The organism is Streptomyces sp. G5(2025) (genome assembly GCF_049542075.1).
Classification (GTDB): domain Bacteria; phylum Actinomycetota; class Actinomycetes; order Streptomycetales; family Streptomycetaceae; genus Streptomyces.
Window position 1 is genome coordinate 1,033,845 of sequence record NZ_JBMUZT010000006.1, and the last position, 20,553, is coordinate 1,054,397.

Annotated in this window: 12 protein-coding genes, 1 rRNA gene and 1 pseudogene; 8 read left to right on the top strand and 6 right to left on the bottom strand. The window is 69.7% G+C overall.

Going from position 1 to position 20,553, the window contains the following annotated elements; translation table 11 throughout:
• Window positions 1–4 precede the first annotated feature (4 nt).
• A 16S ribosomal RNA gene (locus ACOBQB_RS15520) occupies window positions 5–1,530 on the bottom strand.
• A 682-nt stretch (window positions 1,531–2,212) separates the two neighbouring features.
• On the opposite strand from ACOBQB_RS15520, the gene ACOBQB_RS15525 reads away from it, so the two are divergent.
• Entirely contained in the window at window positions 2,213–2,662 is a 450-nt protein-coding gene (locus tag ACOBQB_RS15525) for a PTS sugar transporter subunit IIA (protein ID WP_423592318.1), read from the top strand.
• Between the two features lie 77 nt (window positions 2,663–2,739).
• Window positions 2,740–4,410: a phosphoenolpyruvate--protein phosphotransferase gene (gene ptsP, locus ACOBQB_RS15530; RefSeq protein WP_423592320.1), complete on the top strand. Its 1,671-nt coding sequence runs from the start codon at window positions 2,740–2,742 to the stop codon at window positions 4,408–4,410.
• A 60-nt stretch (window positions 4,411–4,470) separates the two neighbouring features.
• On the opposite strand, the gene ACOBQB_RS15535 is transcribed toward ptsP, so the two are convergent.
• A complete protein-coding gene (locus ACOBQB_RS15535) occupies window positions 4,471–5,364 on the bottom strand; it encodes a hypothetical protein (RefSeq protein WP_423592322.1) in 894 nt (297 codons plus the stop codon).
• An 84-nt stretch (window positions 5,365–5,448) separates the two neighbouring features.
• Entirely contained in the window at window positions 5,449–7,443 is a 1,995-nt protein-coding gene (locus ACOBQB_RS15540; protein WP_423592323.1) for an acetoacetate--CoA ligase, read from the bottom strand.
• Between the two features lie 215 nt (window positions 7,444–7,658).
• On the opposite strand from ACOBQB_RS15540, the gene ACOBQB_RS15545 reads away from it, so the two are divergent.
• Window positions 7,659–10,025: a glycoside hydrolase family 31 protein gene (locus tag ACOBQB_RS15545; protein WP_423592324.1), complete on the top strand. Its 2,367-nt coding sequence runs from the start codon at window positions 7,659–7,661 to the stop codon at window positions 10,023–10,025.
• 183 nt (window positions 10,026–10,208) lie between these two features.
• Here ACOBQB_RS15545 and ACOBQB_RS15550 read toward each other — a convergent pair whose 3' ends face one another.
• Window positions 10,209–10,742, bottom strand: coding sequence for an NUDIX domain-containing protein (locus ACOBQB_RS15550; RefSeq protein ID WP_423592325.1), 534 nt, complete (start codon window positions 10,740–10,742; stop codon window positions 10,209–10,211).
• Window positions 10,743–10,814: 72 nt separating this feature from the next.
• On the opposite strand from ACOBQB_RS15550, the gene ACOBQB_RS15555 reads away from it, so the two are divergent.
• From ACOBQB_RS15555 to glpK, 5 genes are all read left to right on the top strand, one after another.
• Entirely contained in the window at window positions 10,815–11,642 is an 828-nt protein-coding gene (locus tag ACOBQB_RS15555; RefSeq protein ID WP_423592327.1) for a M15 family metallopeptidase, read from the top strand.
• A gap of 38 nt (window positions 11,643–11,680) precedes the next feature.
• Complete coding sequence (locus tag ACOBQB_RS15560; RefSeq protein ID WP_423592329.1) at window positions 11,681–12,127, top strand: Zn-ribbon domain-containing OB-fold protein; 447 nt, start codon at window positions 11,681–11,683, stop codon at window positions 12,125–12,127.
• Complete coding sequence (locus ACOBQB_RS15565) at window positions 12,124–13,314, top strand: lipid-transfer protein (protein WP_423592331.1); 1,191 nt, start codon at window positions 12,124–12,126, stop codon at window positions 13,312–13,314. The genes ACOBQB_RS15560 and ACOBQB_RS15565 overlap by 4 nt, the downstream gene beginning before the upstream one ends.
• Window positions 13,315–13,702: 388 nt before the next feature.
• Complete coding sequence (locus ACOBQB_RS15570; RefSeq protein WP_423592333.1) at window positions 13,703–14,458, top strand: MIP/aquaporin family protein; 756 nt, start codon at window positions 13,703–13,705, stop codon at window positions 14,456–14,458.
• 91 nt (window positions 14,459–14,549) lie between these two features.
• Window positions 14,550–16,070 (top strand): glycerol kinase GlpK, encoded by a 1,521-nt coding sequence (gene glpK, locus ACOBQB_RS15575; protein WP_423592335.1) that lies wholly within the window; start codon window positions 14,550–14,552, stop codon window positions 16,068–16,070.
• A 67-nt stretch (window positions 16,071–16,137) separates the two neighbouring features.
• Here glpK and ACOBQB_RS15580 read toward each other — a convergent pair whose 3' ends face one another.
• Window positions 16,138–16,743, bottom strand: a complete 606-nt coding sequence (locus tag ACOBQB_RS15580) for a GTP-binding protein (protein WP_423592337.1) — start codon at window positions 16,741–16,743, stop codon at window positions 16,138–16,140.
• Window positions 16,724–20,544, bottom strand: a pseudogene (locus tag ACOBQB_RS15585) (hydantoinase B/oxoprolinase family protein). Before ACOBQB_RS15585 ends, ACOBQB_RS15580 begins: the two are co-directional and overlap by 20 nt.
• Window positions 20,545–20,553 lie beyond the last annotated feature (9 nt).

Here is a 20,553-nt window from a genome sequence, read left to right on the forward strand (position 1 = left end):
TTAGAAAGGAGGTGATCCAGCCGCACCTTCCGGTACGGCTACCTTGTTACGACTTCGTCCCAATCGCCAGTCCCACCTTCGACAGCTCCCTCCCACAAGGGGTTGGGCCACCGGCTTCGGGTGTTACCGACTTTCGTGACGTGACGGGCGGTGTGTACAAGGCCCGGGAACGTATTCACCGCAGCAATGCTGATCTGCGATTACTAGCAACTCCGACTTCATGGGGTCGAGTTGCAGACCCCAATCCGAACTGAGACAGGCTTTTTGAGATTCGCTCCACCTCACGGTATCGCAGCTCATTGTACCTGCCATTGTAGCACGTGTGCAGCCCAAGACATAAGGGGCATGATGACTTGACGTCGTCCCCACCTTCCTCCGAGTTGACCCCGGCGGTCTTCTGTGAGTCCCCATCACCCCGAAGGGCATGCTGGCAACACAGAACAAGGGTTGCGCTCGTTGCGGGACTTAACCCAACATCTCACGACACGAGCTGACGACAGCCATGCACCACCTGTACACCGACCACAAGGGGGGCACCATCTCTGATGCTTTCCGGTGTATGTCAAGCCTTGGTAAGGTTCTTCGCGTTGCGTCGAATTAAGCCACATGCTCCGCTGCTTGTGCGGGCCCCCGTCAATTCCTTTGAGTTTTAGCCTTGCGGCCGTACTCCCCAGGCGGGGAACTTAATGCGTTAGCTGCGGCACCGACGACGTGGAATGTCGCCAACACCTAGTTCCCACCGTTTACGGCGTGGACTACCAGGGTATCTAATCCTGTTCGCTCCCCACGCTTTCGCTCCTCAGCGTCAGTAATGGCCCAGAGATCCGCCTTCGCCACCGGTGTTCCTCCTGATATCTGCGCATTTCACCGCTACACCAGGAATTCCGATCTCCCCTACCACACTCTAGCTAGCCCGTATCGAATGCAGACCCGGGGTTAAGCCCCGGGCTTTCACACCCGACGTGACAAGCCGCCTACGAGCTCTTTACGCCCAATAATTCCGGACAACGCTTGCGCCCTACGTATTACCGCGGCTGCTGGCACGTAGTTAGCCGGCGCTTCTTCTGCAGGTACCGTCACTTTCGCTTCTTCCCTGCTGAAAGAGGTTTACAACCCGAAGGCCGTCATCCCTCACGCGGCGTCGCTGCATCAGGCTTTCGCCCATTGTGCAATATTCCCCACTGCTGCCTCCCGTAGGAGTCTGGGCCGTGTCTCAGTCCCAGTGTGGCCGGTCGCCCTCTCAGGCCGGCTACCCGTCGTCGCCTTGGTGAGCCATTACCTCACCAACAAGCTGATAGGCCGCGGGCTCATCCTTCACCGCCGGAGCTTTTAACCTCCACTCAGGAGAGTGGAGGTGTTATCCGGTATTAGACCCCGTTTCCAGGGCTTGTCCCAGAGTGAAGGGCAGATTGCCCACGTGTTACTCACCCGTTCGCCACTAATCCCCACCGAAGTGGTTCATCGTTCGACTTGCATGTGTTAAGCACGCCGCCAGCGTTCGTCCTGAGCCAGGATCAAACTCTCCGTGAATGTTTTCCCGTAATCGGGATGAACACCACGAGAGCGGAACGGTCGGGAGGAATAATCCCGTCCGTTCACAGCGTCCTCGCTGTGTGCCTTCCGTGGAAGGACTTTTTCAAAGGAACCTCAACTCACCGAAGTGAGCCGGGGTATCAACATATCTGGCGTTGACTTTTGGCACGCTGTTGAGTTCTCAAGGAACGGACGCTTCCTTCGTACTCACCCTCTCGGGCTTTCCTCCGGGCGCTTCCCTTCGGTGTTTCTTTTGTTCTTGCGTTTCCGACTCTATCAGACTCTTTCGTGTCCGATTTCCTCGGTGCCTTTCCGGTTCTCACTCCGGCCTTTCGGCTTTCGCGATTTCCCCTTCCGGCGACTCCGACTTTATCAGGTCTCATTCGACTCTCTGACCACGGTCACCGCAGCACATGCGGAACCAGACTCAGAGATAAGATCTGTCGTGAAGGATGTCGCCGAGCCTGGACGCTTGCCGCGTCCCGTTGGCCTCAGGCAGAGTCCGACTCTACATCTCCTCCTGGGCAGGCGCAAATCGTTCGTGCTGTGCCCCTAGGTCCGCCAACCGGGATCTCTCGTGCGGAACCGGGACTTCCTATGACTTACGCTTCTGAGCAGTGCGTCGTCCAGGACAGGTAGCGACGGCGGCTACGAATCTCCACCCCCTGGGAGGCTTGCCATGACCAGTGTTTCGTCCCCGCTTGCCGGACGCGCCATTGGGCTCTCCGCAGTACCGGATCCCGTCTTCTCAGGTGCCATGGTCGGCCCTGGTACGGCCATCGATCCCGTACGTGAGGCTTCTGAGGCCGTCTCTCCCGTGGACGGCATCATCGTCTCTCTCCACCCGCACGCCTTTGTAGTGGTCGACGATCAGGGTCACGGCGTTCTGACGCACCTCGGCATCGACACCGTCCAGCTCAACGGCGAGGGCTTCGAGCTTCTCGTCAACAAGGGTGACACCGTGCAGCGCGGCCAGGCCGTGGTGCGCTGGAACCCGGCCGCCGTCGAGGCCGCCGGTAAGTCTCCTGTGTGCCCGGTCGTGGCGCTTGAGGCCACGGCCGAGTCTCTCTCCGAGCTCATCGAGGATGGCGACGTGAAGGCCGGCGACGCGCTCTTCAGCTGGCAGTGACGTCATCGCCGTCACTGACGGCAAGCAGGACAACCACCGCGGCGGCTGAGCCCGCCGCACTATCGGAGACGGGTGAGATGGAGACAACGCTGCGAGGCGTCGGTGTGAGCCACGGTGTGGCGATCGGCGAGGTCCGGCACATGGGGACAGCGGTTCTCGAGCCGCCGGCCAAGCAGATTCCCGCGGAAGAGGCGGAGCGCGAACAGGGGCGCGCTCGCCAGGCCGTGGAAGCTGTGGCGGCCGACCTGAATGCCCGCGGCAATCTGGCCGGTGGCGAGGCGCAGGCGGTGCTTGAGGCGCAGGCCATGATCGCCCAGGACCCGGAGCTCATGTCCGACGTCGACCGGCGGATCACCGTCGGCAGCACGGCCGAGCGGGCCGTATACGACGCGTTCTCGCACTACCGGGAACTGCTGGCCGGTGCCGGTGAGTACATGGCCGGTCGCGTGGCGGACCTGGACGACGTGCGGAATCGCATCGTCGCCCGGCTGCTGGGCGTTCCGATGCCGGGTGTTCCGGACAGCGACGAGCCGTACGTACTGATCGCGCGGGACCTGGCGCCCGCGGACACCGCGCTGCTCGACCCGGCTCTGGTGCTCGGCTTCGTGACGGAGGAGGGCGGGCCCACCAGCCACAGCGCGATTCTCGCGCGGGCGCTCGGTGTCCCGGCCGTCGTCGCGCTGCCGGGTGCGGGTGAGCTCGCCGAGGGCACCGTCGTGGCTGTCGATGGCAGCACCGGCGAGATCTTCGTGGATCCGAGGATGGAGAAGCGGGAGCAGCTGGAGGCGGCCGCCGCCGAGCGCAGGGCCGCGCTGGCGGCGTCGACCGGTCCCGGGGCGACGTCCGACGGGCACAAGGTTCCGCTCCTTGCCAATGTCGGCGGTCCCGCCGACGTGCCGGCTGCCGTCGAGGCCGGTGCCGAGGGTGTCGGTCTCTTCCGTACCGAGTTCCTCTTCCTGGACGACAGCACCAAGGCGCCGCCGGAGGAGAAGCAGGTCGAGGCGTACCGCAAGGTGCTGGAGGCCTTCCCCGAGGGCCGTGTGGTCGTACGGGTGCTGGATGCCGGTGCGGACAAGCCGCTGGACTTCCTGACGCCGGCCGATGAGCCGAACCCTGCGCTGGGCGTGCGAGGGCTGCGGTCGCTGCTGGATCACCCGGAGGTGCTCCGGACCCAGCTGACCTCGCTGGCCAAGGCCGCCGAGGGGCTGCCGGTCTACCTTGAGGTCATGGCTCCCATGGTCGCGGACCGCACCGACGCCAAGGCGTTCGCGGACGCGTGCCGTGAGGCCGGGCTCCGGGCCAAGTTCGGTGCGATGGTCGAGATCCCGTCTGCGGCGCTGCGGGCGCGGTCGATCCTTCAGGAGGTCGAGTTCCTTTCGTTGGGGACCAACGACCTCGCGCAGTACGCGTTCGCCGCCGACCGTCAGGTGGGTGCGGTGTCCCGGCTCCAGGATCCGTGGCAGCCGGCGTTGCTCGACCTGGTGTCGCTGTCCGCCGAGGCGGCGCGGGCCGAGGGCAAGAGCTGTGGCGTGTGCGGTGAGGCCGCGTCCGACCCGCTGCTCGCCTGTGTGCTGACCGGTCTGGGGGTCACCTCCCTGTCGATGGGTGCGGCGTCGATTCCTTACGTGCGGGCGACGCTCGGCAAGTACACGCTGGCCCAGTGCGAGCGTGCGGCGGCGGCGGCTCGTGCCGCGGACACCGCCGAGGAGGCCCGGCAGGCCGCCCAGGCGGTGCTGTCCGGCGAGTAGCCGTACGGTCGTTGTTCCCGAGGGGCGTCCCACCGATGCGGTGGGGCGCCCTTCGGGCGTTCAGCGGGTGTGGCCCCTTTCCGGTGCGTCGCCTTCGAGGTGGGGTGCCGCGCAGTAGTCGACGCCGGATTCGGGGGCGACGAGCTCTCCGGAGATGGCGTCGGTGCAGTACGCGTCGAAGACCTCGGCGGCGGTGAGGGGGTGGAGTCGGCCGCCGTTCATGCGCCAGCCCTGGACGCGGTCGCGTGTGCCTTCGGCGCTGCAGCGCAGCACCATGCCGGCCGCCCGGTGGGTGGCGATGCCGACGGCGAGGACCGTGGCGAACTCCAGGGCTTCTGTCTCGTCGAGCAGGGCGGTGCCGTCCGCGTCGATCTCGACGTGCAGGGTGGCCAGGAGGGTCTCGGCTTCGCAGGGCACGCTGCAGACCAGGTGCCGGGTGCCGGGGCCTGTGGTGTCGAGGGCTCGGGTGATCAGTTCCGAGGCCCGGGCGAAGGCGGCTCGTCCGATGTCCTCGCCGCAGGTCGCGCAGGCGCCGGTGTGGGCGAGGACCGTCGTCGCGTATTCCCAGGTGGCCCGGCGGACCGCCTCGTCGACGAGGTCGGGGAGGAGGTCGGCGAGAGGCTGGCCTTCGTAGGGCACGGTGGGGCCGCCCGATGCCAGTTCGGCGGTGAAGCGGCTGCGGCTGCCGGGGGCGTCGGGGTCGAGGCCGGTGTCCGCGCAGTACTCCGCGTACTCCTCGGGGTCGAAGAGGGCGACGGTGGTGTGCCTGCCCTGGGAGGCGAGGGTCTTGAGCAGGGCCTCGACCTGCTGGAGGTAGGTCGTGTGGTCGTCGAAGGTGAAGGTGCGGTAGCGACGCATCGCCGCGAAGTCCTCCTCATCGGCCAACAGGCCGATGGTTCCGGCGACTTCGCGGCGTAGAGCACGTCGCATCGTGTCGTGTCGGGTGTGCGCCATGATTCCCCCTGCGCTCAGCGATCAATGCTCACCCAGAGTAACCGGGGGCACTGACAACGGGCGCTGAGCTGCGGCGACGGTGGGTCAGGGGCGCTTGGCGGCGAGGTCCTCGTAGAAGCGGAGGAGGTCGAGGTCGTCGACCGAGCCGGGGTTGACCGCCTTGTTCAGCGGGGTGCCTTGCAGGAGGCGCTTGACCGGGACCTCGATGCGCTTGCCGGTGAGGGTGTGCGGGACGCCGGGGACCTCGATGATCTCGTCGGGGACGTGGCGCGGGGAGAGCTGTTCGCGGATGGTGCGCTTGATGCGGTCGCGCAGGGCGTCGTCGAGGGCCGCGCCGGGGGCGAGGTGGACGAAGAGCGGCATCCAGTAGCCGCCGTCGGGCTGTTCGACGCCGATGACGAGGGATTCGCGGATCTCGGGGAGGCGTTCGACGGCCTCGTAGATGTCGGCGGAGCCCATGCGGACGCCCTGGCGGTTGAGCGTGGAGTCGGAGCGGCCGTGGATGATCACGGAGCCGCGGGAGGTGACGGTGATCCAGTCGCCGTGGCGCCAGACGCCGGGGTAGGTGTCGAAGTAGCTGTCGTGGTAGCGGGTGCCGTCCGGGTCGTTCCAGAAGTGGATGGGCATGGACGGCATGGGGTTGGTGACGACCAGTTCGCCGACCTCGTCGGTCAGCGGTTTGCCCTGGGGGTCCCAGGACTGGAGGTCGGTGCCCAGGCAGGGGGCCTGGAGTTCGCCGATGTGGACGGGGAGGGTGGGGACGGCGCCGGCGAAGCAGGAGCAGACGTCCGTGCCGCCGCTGACCGAGGCCATCCACAGTCCGCCCGGGGTGCCTGGGTTGTCGGCGAATTCGTCGTGCAGCCAGCGGAAGCCGTCGGGAGGCAGCGGGGAGCCGGTGGTCGCGACGCACTTCACGTGCGAGAGGTCGAAGTCGCGGGCGGGGTGGACGTCGGCTTTGCGGCAGGCCATGACGTACGCGGCGGAGGTGCCGTAGAGGGTGGCTCCGGTGCGTTCGGCGATGCGCCACTGGGCGCCCGTGTCGGGGTAGCCGGGGCTGCCGTCGTACAGGACGATCGTGGTGCCCGTCAGGAGGCCGGAGACGAGGAAGTTCCACATCATCCAGCCGGTCGAGGTGTACCAGAAGAAGCGGTCGTCGGGGCCGAGGTCGCAGTGCAGGCCGAGTTGCTTGAGGTGTTCGACGAGGATGCCGCCCTGGGACTGGACGATGGCCTTGGGCAGGCCGGTGGTGCCGGAGGAGTACAGCACCCACAGGGGGTGGTCGAAGGGCACCGCTTCGAAGACGGGCGCCACGTCGGCCGCGGTGAGGGCCGACCACTCCAGGGCGCCTTCGGGGGCATCGGTGCCGAGCAGCGGGATGTGGACGACCGCACGGACGCTGGGCAGTTCGGAGCGGAGCTCGGCGACGGTCTCGCGGCGGTCGTGCTCCTTGCCGCCGTAGCGGTAGCCGTCGACGGTGAAGAGGACGACGGGTTCGACCTGCTGGAAGCGGTCCAGGACGCTGCGGGCGCCGAAGTCGGGGGCGCAGGAGGTCCAGACGGCTCCGACGGCGGCGGTGGCCAGGAGGGCGACGACGGCCTCGGGGATGTTCGGTAGGTAGCCGCTGACGCGGTCTCCGGGGCGTACGCCGAGTGCGCGCAGCTCCGCGGTCAGGGAACCGACCTGGCGGCGCAGTTCGGCCCAGGTGACGGGCTGCGGGTCGTGGCTCTCGTCGACGTGGAGGAGGGCGGGGGCGTCCGCGCGCGCGGGGTCGTCGGCCGCGCGCAGGGCGTGTTCCGCGTAGTTGAGGGTCGCGCCGGGGAACCACTGGGCGCCCGGCATCGAGCGGTCGCCCAGCACGCGCGCGTAGGGCGTGGAGAAGTTGACGTCGAACCAGTCGGTGACGGCCTTCCAGAACGTCTCCAGTTCGGTGACCGACCAGTGGTGCAGCGCTTCGTAGCCCCCCTGGGCCGGGGCGCCGTAGTGCTCGGCGGCCCAGGCCTGGAATCGGGTGACCCGCGCTTCGGCGATCCTCTCCGGGCTCGGCTGCCAGAGCGGCGCAGGGTTCGCTGAGGACGTCATGGGGCGGCTCCCGGGCTGTACGCGTCGTATGCGTGCGGAGTGCGCACGTGCTGGGTGTGCGCGTGAACACGGCTGAAAAGGACGATGCCACGTGATCGACTCCCGCACCAGGGTGGACACCACACGGTCGGCCTGGCCGACAAGTGCCATCCCCCCAGGTGAACGGCAGTTGAACGAAGCACACGTGTGGCGTTTTCGGTGGCAGGGTGAGCAGCATGAACGGTCGTGACCTGGTGCGTTCGGTGAAGGCGGTCGGCATGGTCGGCACGGCGCAGGGGTTGCGCACGGTACGTGCCTCGTGGCGCAGATGGAGGGCGGACGCGACAGGGCTGGCTCCGCGGCGCACCGAGCGCGCGCGGGTGCCCGGTGCCGTGACGGAGGTGGAGCCGGGGCCCGGTGGGGGTGTGGTGCGGTTCGCGCGGTCCGAGCTGCGGGTGCGGGTGACCGCCGGTGGGGCCGTCTTCTGGGGGTGGGGCGGTGCGGAGCCGGAGCCGTCGTACGCGCTGGCGTGCGGGAGCCCTGAGCCGGATCCACGGGCGGTCCTGGAGCCCGACAAGGAGGGCGGCTGGCGGGTGGTGTCGGAGCGCGCGACGGTGGTGGTGTCGCGCCAAGGGGCCGTGGAGCTGCGCACGCCCGGTGGCGCACTGCTGCGGCGTGATCTGCCGCCGCGCTGGTGGGAGCCGGCCGAGGGGGGCACGGCGCGTTGGGTGCAGCGGTCGCAGGTGCCGGCGGACGCGCGGTTCTTCGGGCTCGGGGGCCGGTCCGGCGGGCCCCGGTTGCGGAACGGGACCTACCGGCTGTGGAACACCGATCCGGGCGGCTCCTTCGGGCCCGGGGACGATCCGTTGTACATCACCATGCCGGTGCAGATGGTGGTGGCGGACGCCGGTACGCATTTGGTCTTCCACGACAACACGTGGGAGGGCGAGGTCCAGGTCCGGGAGGGCGAGGAGGGGGCGGGGTCGGGGCACGACCGGGGCGGTGCGTGCGAGGTGCGGATGGACGGCGGGCCGCTGCGGTGCTGGGTGATGACCGGCACTCCCGCGCGCGTGCTGCACAGTTGGGCTTCGCTCACGGGCCCTCCGGCTCTGCCGCCCGCGTGGGCGCTCGGGCACCATCACGCGCGGTGGGGGTTCGGCAGCGAGGAGGAGGTCCGGCGGATCGTCGCGGGCTACCGGGAGCACGAGCTGCCGCTGGACGCGGTCCATCTGGACATCGACCACTACGAAGCGCATCAGGTGTTCACGGTCGACAAGGAGCGCTTCCCGACGCTGCCGCAGTTCGCGGACGAGTTGGGCAGGAGCGGGATCCGTCTCGTGTCGATCGTCGATCCGGCGGTGAAGGCGGAGCCGGGCGTCGAGGCGTACGACCGCGGGGTGGCGGCCGATGCCTTCGTGCGGGACGCGGCGGGGCGGCTGGTGCGTGGTGTCGTCTGGCCCGGGGAGGCGGTGTATCCGGACTTCACCGACCCGCGCGCGCGGAAGTGGTGGAGCCGTCTCTACGAGGAGCGGCTCGGCCAGGGGTTCGCGGGGTTCTGGCACGACATGAACGAACCGGTGTCTTTCGCCGCGTTCGGCGAGGCGACGCTGCCCCGCTCCGCAAGGCACTGTCTGGAGGGGCGCGGTGGCGACCACCGGGAGGCCCACAACGTGTACGGGCTGGCGATGGCCCGCGCGGGATACGAGGGGCTGCGGGAGCTGCTTCCGGAGGAGCGGCCCTTCTTGTTCTCGCGTTCCGGGTGGGCGGGGATGCAGCGCTACGGAGGGACGTGGTCCGGTGATGTGTCCACGGGGTGGCCGGGGCTGAGGGCGTCGCTGGCGCTGGTGCTGGGGCTCGGATTGTGCGGTGTGCCGTACTCGGGTCCCGATGTGGGCGGTTTCGACGGCAGTCCCTCTCCGGAGCTGTATCTGCGGTGGTTCCAACTCGGCGCGTATCTGCCGCTGTTCCGTACGCACGCGGCGATCACGGCGGGGCGGCGTGAGCCGTGGGAGTTCGGCGAGGAGGCGCTCGGGCACGCGCGCGTGGCGCTCGTCGAGCGCAGGCGGCTGCTGCCGTACTTCGTGACGCTCGCCCATCTGGCCCGGCTCACGGGCGCGCCTTATGTGCGGCCCCTGTGGTGGGGCTGTCCCGAGGACAGGGCGCTGCGCGACTGTGAGGACGCGTTCTTGTTGGGGGACTCCTTGTTGGTGGCGCCGGTCCTGGAGAGCGGTGCGCGGGCACGGACGGTGCGGCTGCCACCGGGGCGGTGGTACGACACGGCGACCGGGAAGGCGTACGAAGGCCCCGGACAGGTGCTGGTGGACGCCCCCCTGTCGCGCATTCCGGTGCTGGCGCGCGCGGGCGCGGTGGTGCCGGTGCGGGGGCGCGACGGCGGCCTTGAGCTGGAGGTGTGGGCACCTGCCGAGGGGCGCACGGGCGGGGGCCTGGTGGTCGCCGACGTCGGTGACGGCTGGGAGAAGGCGGAGATCGAGCGGTTCACGACGCGGTGGAGCGGGAGGCGTGTGGTCGTCGAGAGGGACGGCGGTGGGGGCGGAGGCGGTGCTCCTGAGCGGCCTGTGCGGGTGCGGGGGCTCGTGGGGTGAGGTCTGTCGGGTGAAGCCTGTCGGGTGAGGCCTTCTACCGAGCCGGGTTCGGGTCGCCGGCCTTCTACGGCCGGCCCCTGTGCGGCCGGCTCCTGGGCTCTGGACGGCCGGACCGTTGGCGTCTGCGCCGTTCAGGCCCCGGCCAGGGCCGTTCGAAGGTCGGCCGGGGTTGCCGTCCGGGTGTCAGATGTAGCGGCCCTCGAACCACGCGCGTGCCGCCAGCGTGTGGAGAGGGAAGGCGAGTTCGTCGGCTTGGCGCAGTACGTGCCAGCCCTCGGTCTCGTCCGTCGGCGCGGAGGCCGGCAGGTCGGCGGCCGGGCGCTCGGGGAGGAGTCCGAAGAGCAGGAGGTATCCGTCGGAGGCGCTCATCGCGTCCATGAGGCGGACGTCGCGGCTCTGCGCCGCGATGCCGGTCTCCTCCTTGAGCTCGCGTACGACCGCGTGCCGCCAGTCCTCCGTGTCGTCGATGAAGCCGCCAGGCAGGGCGACGCCTCCGAGTGCGGGAGCGATGGTGCGTGTGATGACGACCAGGCCGGTGCCCTGGGTGTCGTACACGGGCTGGAGGGCGACCGCTACGGGCAGCGGGTTGCGGTAGGCCACGGCTCCGCAGGCGGCGCAGGTGCGGGGCCAGCCCGAGGGCTGGTCTTCGTAGGACGCTCCGCAGCGCGAACAGTGGGAGCCCGGGGCGGAGTTGGCGGGGTGTGGGGATGCGGACACGCCGCGGACTGTATCCGATCACCGTGGCGTCGGTCTTCCCTGGTCGGCAGTGATCCTGGTAGATGCAGGGGCATGACAGCATTTGCCCCCGTTCTACGGAAGCTCGTGGTCTCGGCCGCCGCCCTGCTGGCCGTGGCGGCCACCCCCTCCCCCGCGCACGCGAAGCCCGAGCCGAAGGCTCCGGAGGAGTTCGTGGCGCTGCGGGACGTCGACCCGACCATCATCCAGGAGATGCGGTACGTCACGCCGCACAACTTCGTGGGCGAGCCCATCGCCGGCTACAAGAAGCCGGTGTGCATCCTCACCGAGCCCGCGGCGAAGGCACTGCACAAGGCGCAGCGGGTGCTGCTGCGCAAGGGCTACTCCTTGAAGGTGTACGACTGCTACCGGCCGCAGCGGGCCGTCGACCACTTCGTGCGGTGGGCGGAGGATCTGAGCGATGAGCGCATGAAGGAGGAGTTCTATCCTCGTGTCGACAAGTCGCGGTTGTTCGCGGACGGTTACATCGCGGAGAAGTCCGGGCACAGTCGGGGCTCAACGGTGGACCTGACCGTGGTGAAGCTTCCGGCGGCGCCGACGCGGCCCTATACGCCCGGGGAGCCGTTGACGCCGTGCCACCGCCCTCAGGGCGAGCGCTTCCCGGACAACTCCGTGGACATGGGGACGGGCTTCGACTGTTTCGACACGCTGTCGCACACGGACGATCCCCGCGTCACGAAGCAACAGCGAGCTCACCGCGACCTCCTGAGGAGCACGTTGGCCAAGGAGGGCTTCGTCAATCTCCCCGAGGAGTGGTGGCACTACACCTACAAGCCCGAGCTGTTCCCGGACACCTACTTCGACTTCCCTGTCTCGCGGAGGTCGCTGTCGGGGCATTGCCCGTGGCACACTTCTGACTGAGCGTCAGATGCGGTGCCACTCAGCGCCATGGAGGAGCCTTGTCGCGTACGCGCACACCCGTAGTGGCCGACTGGTTCGCCGGCGAGGGGGAGAACTTCCGCCTTCTGGGGACGCGTTGCTCGGCCTGCGCCGCCGTCTTCTTCCCGCGCGAGGACGGCTTCTGCCGCAATCCCGGCTGCGCGGGCGGGGAGCTGGCCGAGGTGCCGCTGTCCCGGCGCGGGCGCGTGTGGTCGTACACCGACGGGCGTTACCGGCCCCCCGCGCCCTTCGTCTCCGACCCGGAACTTCCCTGGCGGCCCTACACGTTGATGGCTGTGGAGCTGGCCGCGGAGCGCATGGTGGTGCTCGGGCAGGCGGTTCCCGGCATCTCCGTCGCCGATCTGGAGGTGGGCATGGAGGTGGAGGTCGTCCCCGGGGTGCTCAACGAGGACGAGGGAACGACGTGGACGACGTGGCATTGGCGGCCCGTGGAGGTGAGCGCATGACCGGCGAGGTGGCGGTGCTCGGTGCGGGCATGCACCCCTGGGGCAAGTGGGGGCGCGGCTTCGTCGAGTACGGAGTGGTGGCGGCCCGCGCCGCCCTCGCGGACGCCGGACTCGACTGGCGGGACGTGGGCTCGATCGTCGGCGCGGACACGGTCCGTGGCGGCTATCCGGGGTATGTCGCCGGGGCCACCTTCGCCAAGGCGCTGGGATGGCAGGGGGCGCGGGTCACGAGCGTGTACGCGGCGTGCGCGTCCGGCGCCCAGGCGATCGGCACCGCCCGCACGCAGATCCTCGCGGGCCTGGCGGACGTGGTCCTGGTGGTCGGCGCCGACGCGGCACCCAAGGGATTCTTCCGGCCCGCCGGCGGTGACCGGCCCGACGATCCCGACTGGCTGCGGTTCCGGGTCCTCGGGGCGACCAACCCCGCGTATTTCGGGCTCTACGCACGCCGCAGGATGGCCGTGCACGGCGACACCCTGGAGGACTTCGCCCAGGTCAAGGTGAAGAACGCGGCGGCGGGCGCCCTCAACGCGAACGCCCGCTACCGCAAGGCCGTCACGGCCGAGGAGGTCGCCGCCTCGGCCGTCGTCGCCGACCCGCTGCGGCTGCTCGACATCTGCGCCACCTCGGACGGCGCCGCGGCCCTGGTGCTCTCCAGCATGGAGTTCGCCCGGCGCCACGGAGCGCCGGACCCGGTGCGCATCCGCGCGGTGTCCACGGTCACGCCGACGTACCCCACCACCGTGCTGGACCTGCCGGACATCGCCACGGACTCCGCGGCGGCCGTCGACCCCGCCGAGAAGACGTTCCGCGCCTCCATCGCGCGAGCGGCGTACGAAGAGGCGGGCATAGGCCCTGAGGACATATCCCTGGCGGAGGTGTACGACCTGTCCACCGCCCTCGAACTGCAGTGGTACGAGGACCTGGGGCTCTGCGCCGAGGGTGAAGGGGCCAAGCTGCTGCGCGACGGGGCGACGTCCACCGGCGGGCGCGTGCCGGTGAACACCAGCGGGGGCCTCGCGTCCTTCGGAGAGGCCGTGCCGGCGCAGGCGATCGCTCAAGTATGCGAGCTGACTTGGCAGTTGAGGGAGGCGGCCGGGGCGCGTCAGGTGGCGGGGGCGCGCGTGGGGATCACCGCGAACCAAGGTCTGTTCGGCCACGGATCGGCCGTCGTCGCGGTGCGCTGACCCTCGGGGCGGTCTTCGGCGGGAGCGCTTTACAGGAAGCCCTTTGGAGGAAGGCGCGGCACCGGTCAACCGTTGCCGTCCGCGACCTTGACGCTCCATCACCACCGGTGAACACTTCCGGGTGTCAGTCGGCGTCGCCGCACCCCGGCTCCCCGGCGCTCAGAGCCTCTGTGCGCGCGAAGGGTCTGCGTGAAGGGCCTGGTCAACAGGTCACCCCCCATGGGCGATACGACTGCGACGGCACGCTCGTCATGGACGCCGGGCGGGGCGCGGGACACTCCCTGCCTCCGGCTGCATCAGCCGGGCGCATCCAGGCAGTAGTCGTGGGAAACGCACCCTGCACGGAGGACCGGGGCGCACCGCCCCGGGCGAGGGCCTAGGAGCCGCCATGTACGCGAACGGGGACATCTTCGTCGGTGAGGTCATCGGCACCGCGATCCTGATTCTGCTCGGCGCCGGCGTGTGCGCCGCCGTCACGCTCAGCCATTCGAAGGCGAAGGCCTCCGGGTGGGTCGTCATCGCCTTCGGATGGGGCTTCGGAGTGCTCGCCGGGGCCTACACCGCGGGCCCGCTCTCCGGGGGCCACCTCAACCCGGCCGTCACGCTCGGCATCGCCATCGACACCGGCGAGTGGGGCAAGGTCTGGGTCTACGTGCTCGGGCAACTGGTCGGCGCGATGCTCGGCGCCGTCCTCGCGTATCTCGTCTATTTCGCGCAGTTCAACGCCAATGTCACGCGGAGCGTGAAGGACACGGTGACCGGGGCGCACGAGCCGACGCCGACGCTCGGGATCTTCTCCACCATCCCGGAGATCCGCAACCCCGTCGCCAACCTCGTCACCGAGGTCATCGCGACCGTCGCGCTGGTGCTGCCGATCCTCGCCTTCGGCCTCACCAAAGGTCTCGGCGAGTCCGGCACGCAGACGCTGATCGTGGCCTTCCTCGTCGTCGGCATCGGTCTCTCGCTCGGCGGCCCCACGGGCTACGCCATCAACCCCGCGCGCGACCTCGGCCCGCGCATCGTGCACACCTTCCTGCCGATCCCCAACAAGGGCACGTCCGACTGGAGCTACGCCTGGATTCCGGTGGCCGGGCCGCTGATCGGCGGAGGCCTCGCGGGCCTCATCTACAACGCGGCCTTCTGACCCAGCGCAGTCTTCTGGGCGCAGTCTTCTGGGCGCAGCCTTTCGAGCGCAGCCTTCTGCGTCCTCTCATCGAGCTCATCAAGGGGTAGCCATGCCGGACAGCTCCGAGAAATTCGTCGCCGCCATCGACCAGGGCACCACTTCAAGCCGCTGCATCGTCTTCAACCGGGACGGCGCGATCGTCGCCGTGGACCAGCGCGAGCACCGCCAGATCTTCCCCAAGCCCGGTTGGGTGGAGCACGACGCCACCGAGATCTGGTCCAAGGTGCAGGCGGTGGTCGCGGGGGCGATCGCCAAGGCGGGGCTCCGCGCCGACCAGGTGAGCGCCCTCGGCATCACCAATCAGCGCGAGACGACGGTCCTGTGGGATCGCGCGACGGGCAAGCCCGTGCACAACGCGATCGTGTGGCAGGACACCCGCACCTCGGGGCTGTGCAACGAACTGGGCGGCACGGACGGCCAGGACCGCTTCCGCGAGCAGACGGGCCTGCCGCTCGCGAGCTACTTCTCCGGGCCCAAGGCGGCCTGGCTGCTCGACAACGTGCCGGGGCTGAGGGTGCGCGCCGAGCGGGGGGAGATCGCGTTCGGCACCATCGACTCCTGGCTGATCTGGAACCTCACGGGCGGCACCGACGGCGGCAAGCACGTCACCGACGTCACCAACGCGGGCCGCACCATGCTGATGAACCTCCAGACGCTCCAGTGGGACCAGTCGATCCTGTCGGCGATGAACGTCCCGGAGGCGATGCTGCCGGAGATCAGGTCATCGTCCGAGGTGTACGGCACGGCCGTGGGGCAGCTTGCCGGAGTGCCCGTCGCCTCCGCGCTCGGCGACCAGCAGGCGGCCGTGTTCGGGCAGGCCTGCTACGACACCGGGACGGCCAAGAACACGTACGGCACGGGCAGCTTCCTACTGCTCAACACCGGGAACCGGCCCGTTCCCTCGAAGAGCGGGCTGCTCACGACCATGGGGTACAAGATCGGCTCCGAGGCGCCGGTGTACTGCCTGGAGGGGTCCATCGCGATCACCGGCGCCCTGGTGCAGTGGTTCCGCGACCAGCTCGGCATCATCCGCAGCGCGGACGAGATCGAGCCGCTGGCGGCGAGCGTGGACGACAACGGCGGCGCGTACATCGTGCCGGCGTTCTCGGGCCTGTACGCGCCGTACTGGCGTTCGGACGCGCGCGGGGTCGTCACCGGGCTCACCCGGTACGTCACCAAGGCGCACCTCGCGCGCGCGGTCCTGGAGGCCACCAGCTGGCAGACCCGTGAGGTCGTCGACGCCATGTACCAGGACTCGGGCGTGCGGATCACCACGCTCAAGGTGGACGGCGGCATGACGAAGAACAACCTGCTGATGCAGCACCAGGCGGATGTCCTCGGGGTGCCGGTGATCCGGCCGAAGGTCTCCGAGACGACGTGTCTGGGCGCCGCGTACGCGGCCGGGCTCGCGACGGGCGTCTGGAACGACCTCGACGAGCTGAAGGCGCACTGGCAGCGGGACGTCGAATGGTCGCCGCGGATGGACGCGGCCACGCGGGACACGGAGTTCCACAACTGGCACAAGGCGGTGGAGCGGAGCTTCGGCTGGCTGGAGGACGGCGAGGGCTGAGCCGAGCAGGGCTGCGGCCCGTACCCCGGTCGGCGGGGGTACGGGCCGCGCTCCCGTCACGAGGCCGTCATGTGGTCGCGGGCTCCCTGGCGGCCGCGGCGGCCGCCATCGCGTGTTCGACGACGCGGATGAGGACCTCTTTGACGGACTCGCGGTCGCGCGCGTCGCACAGCACGACGGGTACCGCCTCGTCGAGGTCCAGCGCCTGGCGCACGGTCTCGGCGGGGTAGCGGGAAGCGCCTTCGAAGCAGTTGACGCCGACGACGAAGGGGATGGAGCGCCGTTCGAAGTAGTCGACGGCGGCGAAGCAGTCCTCCAGGCGGCGGGTGTCGGCGAGGACCACGGCGCCGAGCGCCCCCGTCGCCAGCTCGTCCCAGAGGAACCAGAAGCGGTCCTGTCCCGGCGTACCGAAGAGGTACAGGACGAGGTCCTCGCGCAGGGTGATGCGGCCGAAGTCCATGGCCACCGTGGTGGTGTGCTTGCCCGCGACGCCGCTCGTGTCGTCGATGGGCCGCCCGGCCTCGCTGAGGGTCTCCTCGGTGCGCAGCGGTTTGATCTCGCTGACGGCGCCGACCAGGGTCGTCTTGCCGACGCCGAAGCCTCCCGCTACAAGGATCTTCAGCGTGACCGGCTCGACGGGGGCCTTGCCGCGCTCAGAACGCCTGAAGATCATCGCTCACTTCTCCTGGATCGGTACCTGCATCAGTGGTGTCGCGCGGGGCCGGTCCGTATCCGCCGCCGCCGGGGGTTTCGATCACGAGTACGTCGCCGGGGCCCAGGTCGGCGGAGTCGCTGCCGCCGAGCTCCTGGACGGTGCCGTCCGCGCGCTCCACCCGGCCCGCACCGAGCGCGCCCGGTGCGCCGCCCGCCATGCCGTACGGCGGGACCCTGCGGTGCTGGGCCAGGGTCGACACCGTCATCGGCTCGCGGAAGCGGATGCGGCGCACTCCTCCGTCACCGCCGCGCCACGTCCCGCTGCCGCCGCTGCCTCGCCGTACGGCGAACTCCTCCAGGAGGACGGGCAGCCGCCACTCCAGGACTTCGGGGTCGGTGAGGCGCGAGTTGGTCATGTGGGTCTGCACGACGGACGCCCCTGCGAAGCCGTCGCCCGCTCCGGAGCCGGAGGCCACCGTCTCGTAGTACTGATGGCGGGCGTTGCCGAAGGTGACGTTGTTCATCGTGCCGGAGCCCTCGGCCTGCACGCCCAGGGCGGCGTAGAGCGCGCCGGTGATCGCCTGTGAGGTCTCCACGTTCCCGGCGACGACGGCCGCGGGCGGCTCGGGCGCGAGCAGGGAGCCGGGCGGGACGATGATGCGCAGGGGGCGCAGACAGCCGTCGTTGAGCGGGATGTCGTCATCGACGAGGGTACGGAAGACGTAGAGGACCGCTGCGTTGACCACCGCGAAGGGGCGTTGAAGTTCGTGGCGAGCTGAGGGGACGTACCGGTGAAGTCGACGGTCGCCGAGCGTGCGGCGCGGTCCACAGTGACGCGGACGTTGATGGTCGCGCCCGAGTCGGTCTGATAAGCGAACGCGCCGTCTTCCAGGACGTCGATGACGCGGCGCACCGATTCCTCGGCGTTGTCCTGGACGTGCTTCATGTACGCCTGGACGACGTCGAGGCCGAAGTTGTCGATCATCCGGGCGACTTCGTCGACGCCCTTTTGGTTGGCGGCGATCTGGGCGCGCAGGTCGGCGAGGTTGGTGTCCGGGTTGCGGGAGGGGTAGGGGGCGTCGGTGAGCAGGCGCCGGGTCTCGGCCTCGCGGAAACGGCCCTCTTCCACAAGAAGCCAGTTGTCGAAGAGGATGCCTTCTTCGTCGATGGTGCGGCTGTTCGCGGGCATGGAGCCGGGGGCGATGCCGCCGATCTCGGCGTGGTGGCCGCGTGAGGCCACGTAGAAGAGGATGTGCTCGCCCGAGGTGCCGGGCTCCTCCGAAGTGACGGGCTCGCTTGCGGTGCCGTGCTCTCCCGAAGTGCCGTGCTTGCCCGGTCGGTCGAAGACGGGCGTGATGACGGTGACGTCGGGCAGGTGCGTGCCACCGTGGTACGGGTCGTTGACGGCGTAGGTGTCCCCTGGGCGCATGGCGCTGCCGCGGCGTTCGATGACTTCCTTGACGCTGGTGCCCATCGACCCGAGGTGGACGGGGATGTGCGGGGCGTTGGCGACGAGGTTGCCGTCCGGGTCGAAGAGCGCGCAGGAGAAGTCGAGCCGCTCCTTGATGTTCACCGACTGGGCCGTGGACTCCAGTCGGGCGCCCATCTGTTCGGCGATGGACATGAAGAGGTTGTTGAAGACTTCCAGGAGGACGGGGTCCGCGGCGGTGCTCGCGGTGGAACTCTCCGGCTCCGCGACGCGTTCCATGACCAGGTGCCCGGTCGGGGCCGCGGCGGCCTGCCAGCCGTCGTCCACGACCGTCGTGGCACCGGCCTCGGTGATGATCGCGGGTCCGGTGACGGTCTGCCCGGCGGGCAGCTCCGCACGGCGGTGCAGCGGTACGTCGCGCCAGGCGCCGCCGGTGCGCAGCCGGACGCGGCGCGGGGTGCCCGGGGTCACCTCGCCCGCGAAGGCGGAGAGGTCGGGCGGTTCCGTGCGCCCGGTGGCCTCCACGGAGAGGGCCTCCACGACGACGGGGCGGTCCAGGGTGAAGGAGTAGGTGGCGCGGTGGCGATCCTCGAAGGCGCGGGTCATGTCGTCCGGATCCGTGAGCTCCACGGTGAGGACGGTGTCAGTGCCGTCGTAGCGCAGTTGGGCGCGGCGCGTGACACGGATGCGGTCGGCGGGCACGTCCTCGGCGAGCAGTTCGGACCGGGCGGCGCTCTCCAGGTCGTCCGCGGTCTTGAGGACGTGCGGCATCGAGGAGGCCTCCAGGGGCGCCTCCACGGACTGTTCGCGCATCGCCGTCGTGTCGGCGAGGCCGATGCCGAGGGCGGAGAGGACTCCGGCCATCGGCGGGACGAGGACCGTGCGGATGCCGAGCGAGTCGGCGACCATGCACGCGTGCTGGCCGCCCGCGCCGCCGAAGGTGGTGAGGGCGTAGCGCGTGACGTCATGGCCCTTCTGGACCGAGATGCGCTTGACGGCGCCCGCGATGTTGGCGACCGCGATCCGCAGATAGCCCTCGGCCACCTGTTCGGGGGTGCGGTCGTCGCCCGTCGCCTCGTGGATCTCGCGGGCCAGTGCGGCGAAGCGGTCGCGGACGAGCGCGTCGTCCAGGGGCTGGTCGCCGTCGGGGCCGAACACGCTCGGGAAGTGGGCCGGTTGGACGCGGCCGAGGGCGACGTTGGCGTCGGTGACGGTGAGCGGGCCGTCGGCGCGGTAGCTCGCGGGGCCGGGGGCGGCGCCCGCGGAGTCGGGCCCCACGCGGTAGCGGCTGCCGTCGAAGTGGAGCACGGAGCCGCCGCCCGCGGCGACGGTGTGGATGTCGAGCATCGGGGCGCGCAGCCGGACCCCAGCGATCTGCGTGGTGAAGACCCGCTCGTACTCACCCGCGTAGTGCGAGACGTCCGTCGACGTACCACCCATGTCGAAGCCGATGACGCGGTCGAAGCCCGCGAGGTGCGACATGCGGGCCATGCCGACGATGCCGCCCGCCGGGCCGGAGAGGATCGCGTCCTTGCCGCGGAACCGGCCCGCTTCGGTGAGCCCGCCGTTCGACTGCATGAACATCAGCCGGACGCCGTGCAGTTCGTCGGCGATGTGCCGGACATAGCGGCGCAGGACCGGGGAGAGATAGGCGTCGACGACCGCGGTGTCCCCGCGCGGGACCAGCTTCATGAGAGGGCTGACCTCACTGGAGAGCGAGATCTGCGGGAAACCGGTGCGGGCGGCGAGTTCCCCGATGGCGCGTTCGTGGGCGGGGTGGAGGTGGCTGTGCATGCACACGACGGCCAGGGAGCGGATTCCGTCGTCGTACGCCTCCTGTAAGGGCCCGGTCAGGCCCTTCAGGTCGGGTGGGCGCAGGACCTCGCCGTCGGCGGTGACGCGTTCGTCGACCTCGATGACCCGGTCGTAGAGGAGTTCGGGGAGCACGATCTCGCGGGCGAAGATCCGCGGCCGGTTCTGGTAGGCGATACGCAGGGCGTCGCGGAAGCCGCGGGTGATGACCAGGGCGGTGGGCTCGCCGGTGCGCTCCAGGAGGGCGTTGGTGGCGACGGTGGTGCCCATCCGGACGGCGTCGATGGTCGCGACGTCGGGCGCGGTGGCGGGCGTGGTGGCGGGCGTGGTGCTGTGGGGCGCGGTACCGGGGGGTGCGGTGTCGGCGGTGCCGTCGGGCGCGGTGCTGTGGGGCGCGATGTCGGCGGTGCCGTCGGGTGTGCGGGCGAGCAGTTCGCGGATGCCCGCGACGGCCGCGTCGCGGTAGCGGGCGGGGTTGTCGGAGAGGAGCTTGTGGGTGAGCAGGCGGCCGTCGGGGCGGCGCGCGACGATGTCGGTGAAGGTGCCGCCCCTGTCGACCCAGAACTGCCAGCCAGTCACGTTCTCACT

What these genes read in the sequence shown, in the direction of transcription:
- ACOBQB_RS15535 (WP_423592322.1), bottom strand. Translation starts at nt 5,364, where the DNA reads ATGGCGCACACCCGACACGACACGATGCGACGTGCTCTACGCCGCGAA.
- ACOBQB_RS15540 (WP_423592323.1), bottom strand. Translation starts at nt 7,443, where the DNA reads ATGACGTCCTCAGCGAACCCTGCGCCGCTCTGGCAGCCGAGCCCGGAG.
- ptsP (WP_423592320.1), top strand. Translation starts at nt 2,740, where the DNA reads ATGGAGACAACGCTGCGAGGCGTCGGTGTGAGCCACGGTGTGGCGATC.
- ACOBQB_RS15525 (WP_423592318.1), top strand. Translation starts at nt 2,213, where the DNA reads ATGACCAGTGTTTCGTCCCCGCTTGCCGGACGCGCCATTGGGCTCTCC.
- glpK (WP_423592335.1), top strand. Translation starts at nt 14,550, where the DNA reads ATGCCGGACAGCTCCGAGAAATTCGTCGCCGCCATCGACCAGGGCACC.
- ACOBQB_RS15565 (WP_423592331.1), top strand. Translation starts at nt 12,124, where the DNA reads ATGACCGGCGAGGTGGCGGTGCTCGGTGCGGGCATGCACCCCTGGGGC.
- ACOBQB_RS15580 (WP_423592337.1), bottom strand. Translation starts at nt 16,743, where the DNA reads ATGATCTTCAGGCGTTCTGAGCGCGGCAAGGCCCCCGTCGAGCCGGTC.
- ACOBQB_RS15570 (WP_423592333.1), top strand. Translation starts at nt 13,703, where the DNA reads ATGTACGCGAACGGGGACATCTTCGTCGGTGAGGTCATCGGCACCGCG.
- ACOBQB_RS15555 (WP_423592327.1), top strand. Translation starts at nt 10,815, where the DNA reads ATGACAGCATTTGCCCCCGTTCTACGGAAGCTCGTGGTCTCGGCCGCC.
- ACOBQB_RS15545 (WP_423592324.1), top strand. Translation starts at nt 7,659, where the DNA reads ATGAACGGTCGTGACCTGGTGCGTTCGGTGAAGGCGGTCGGCATGGTC.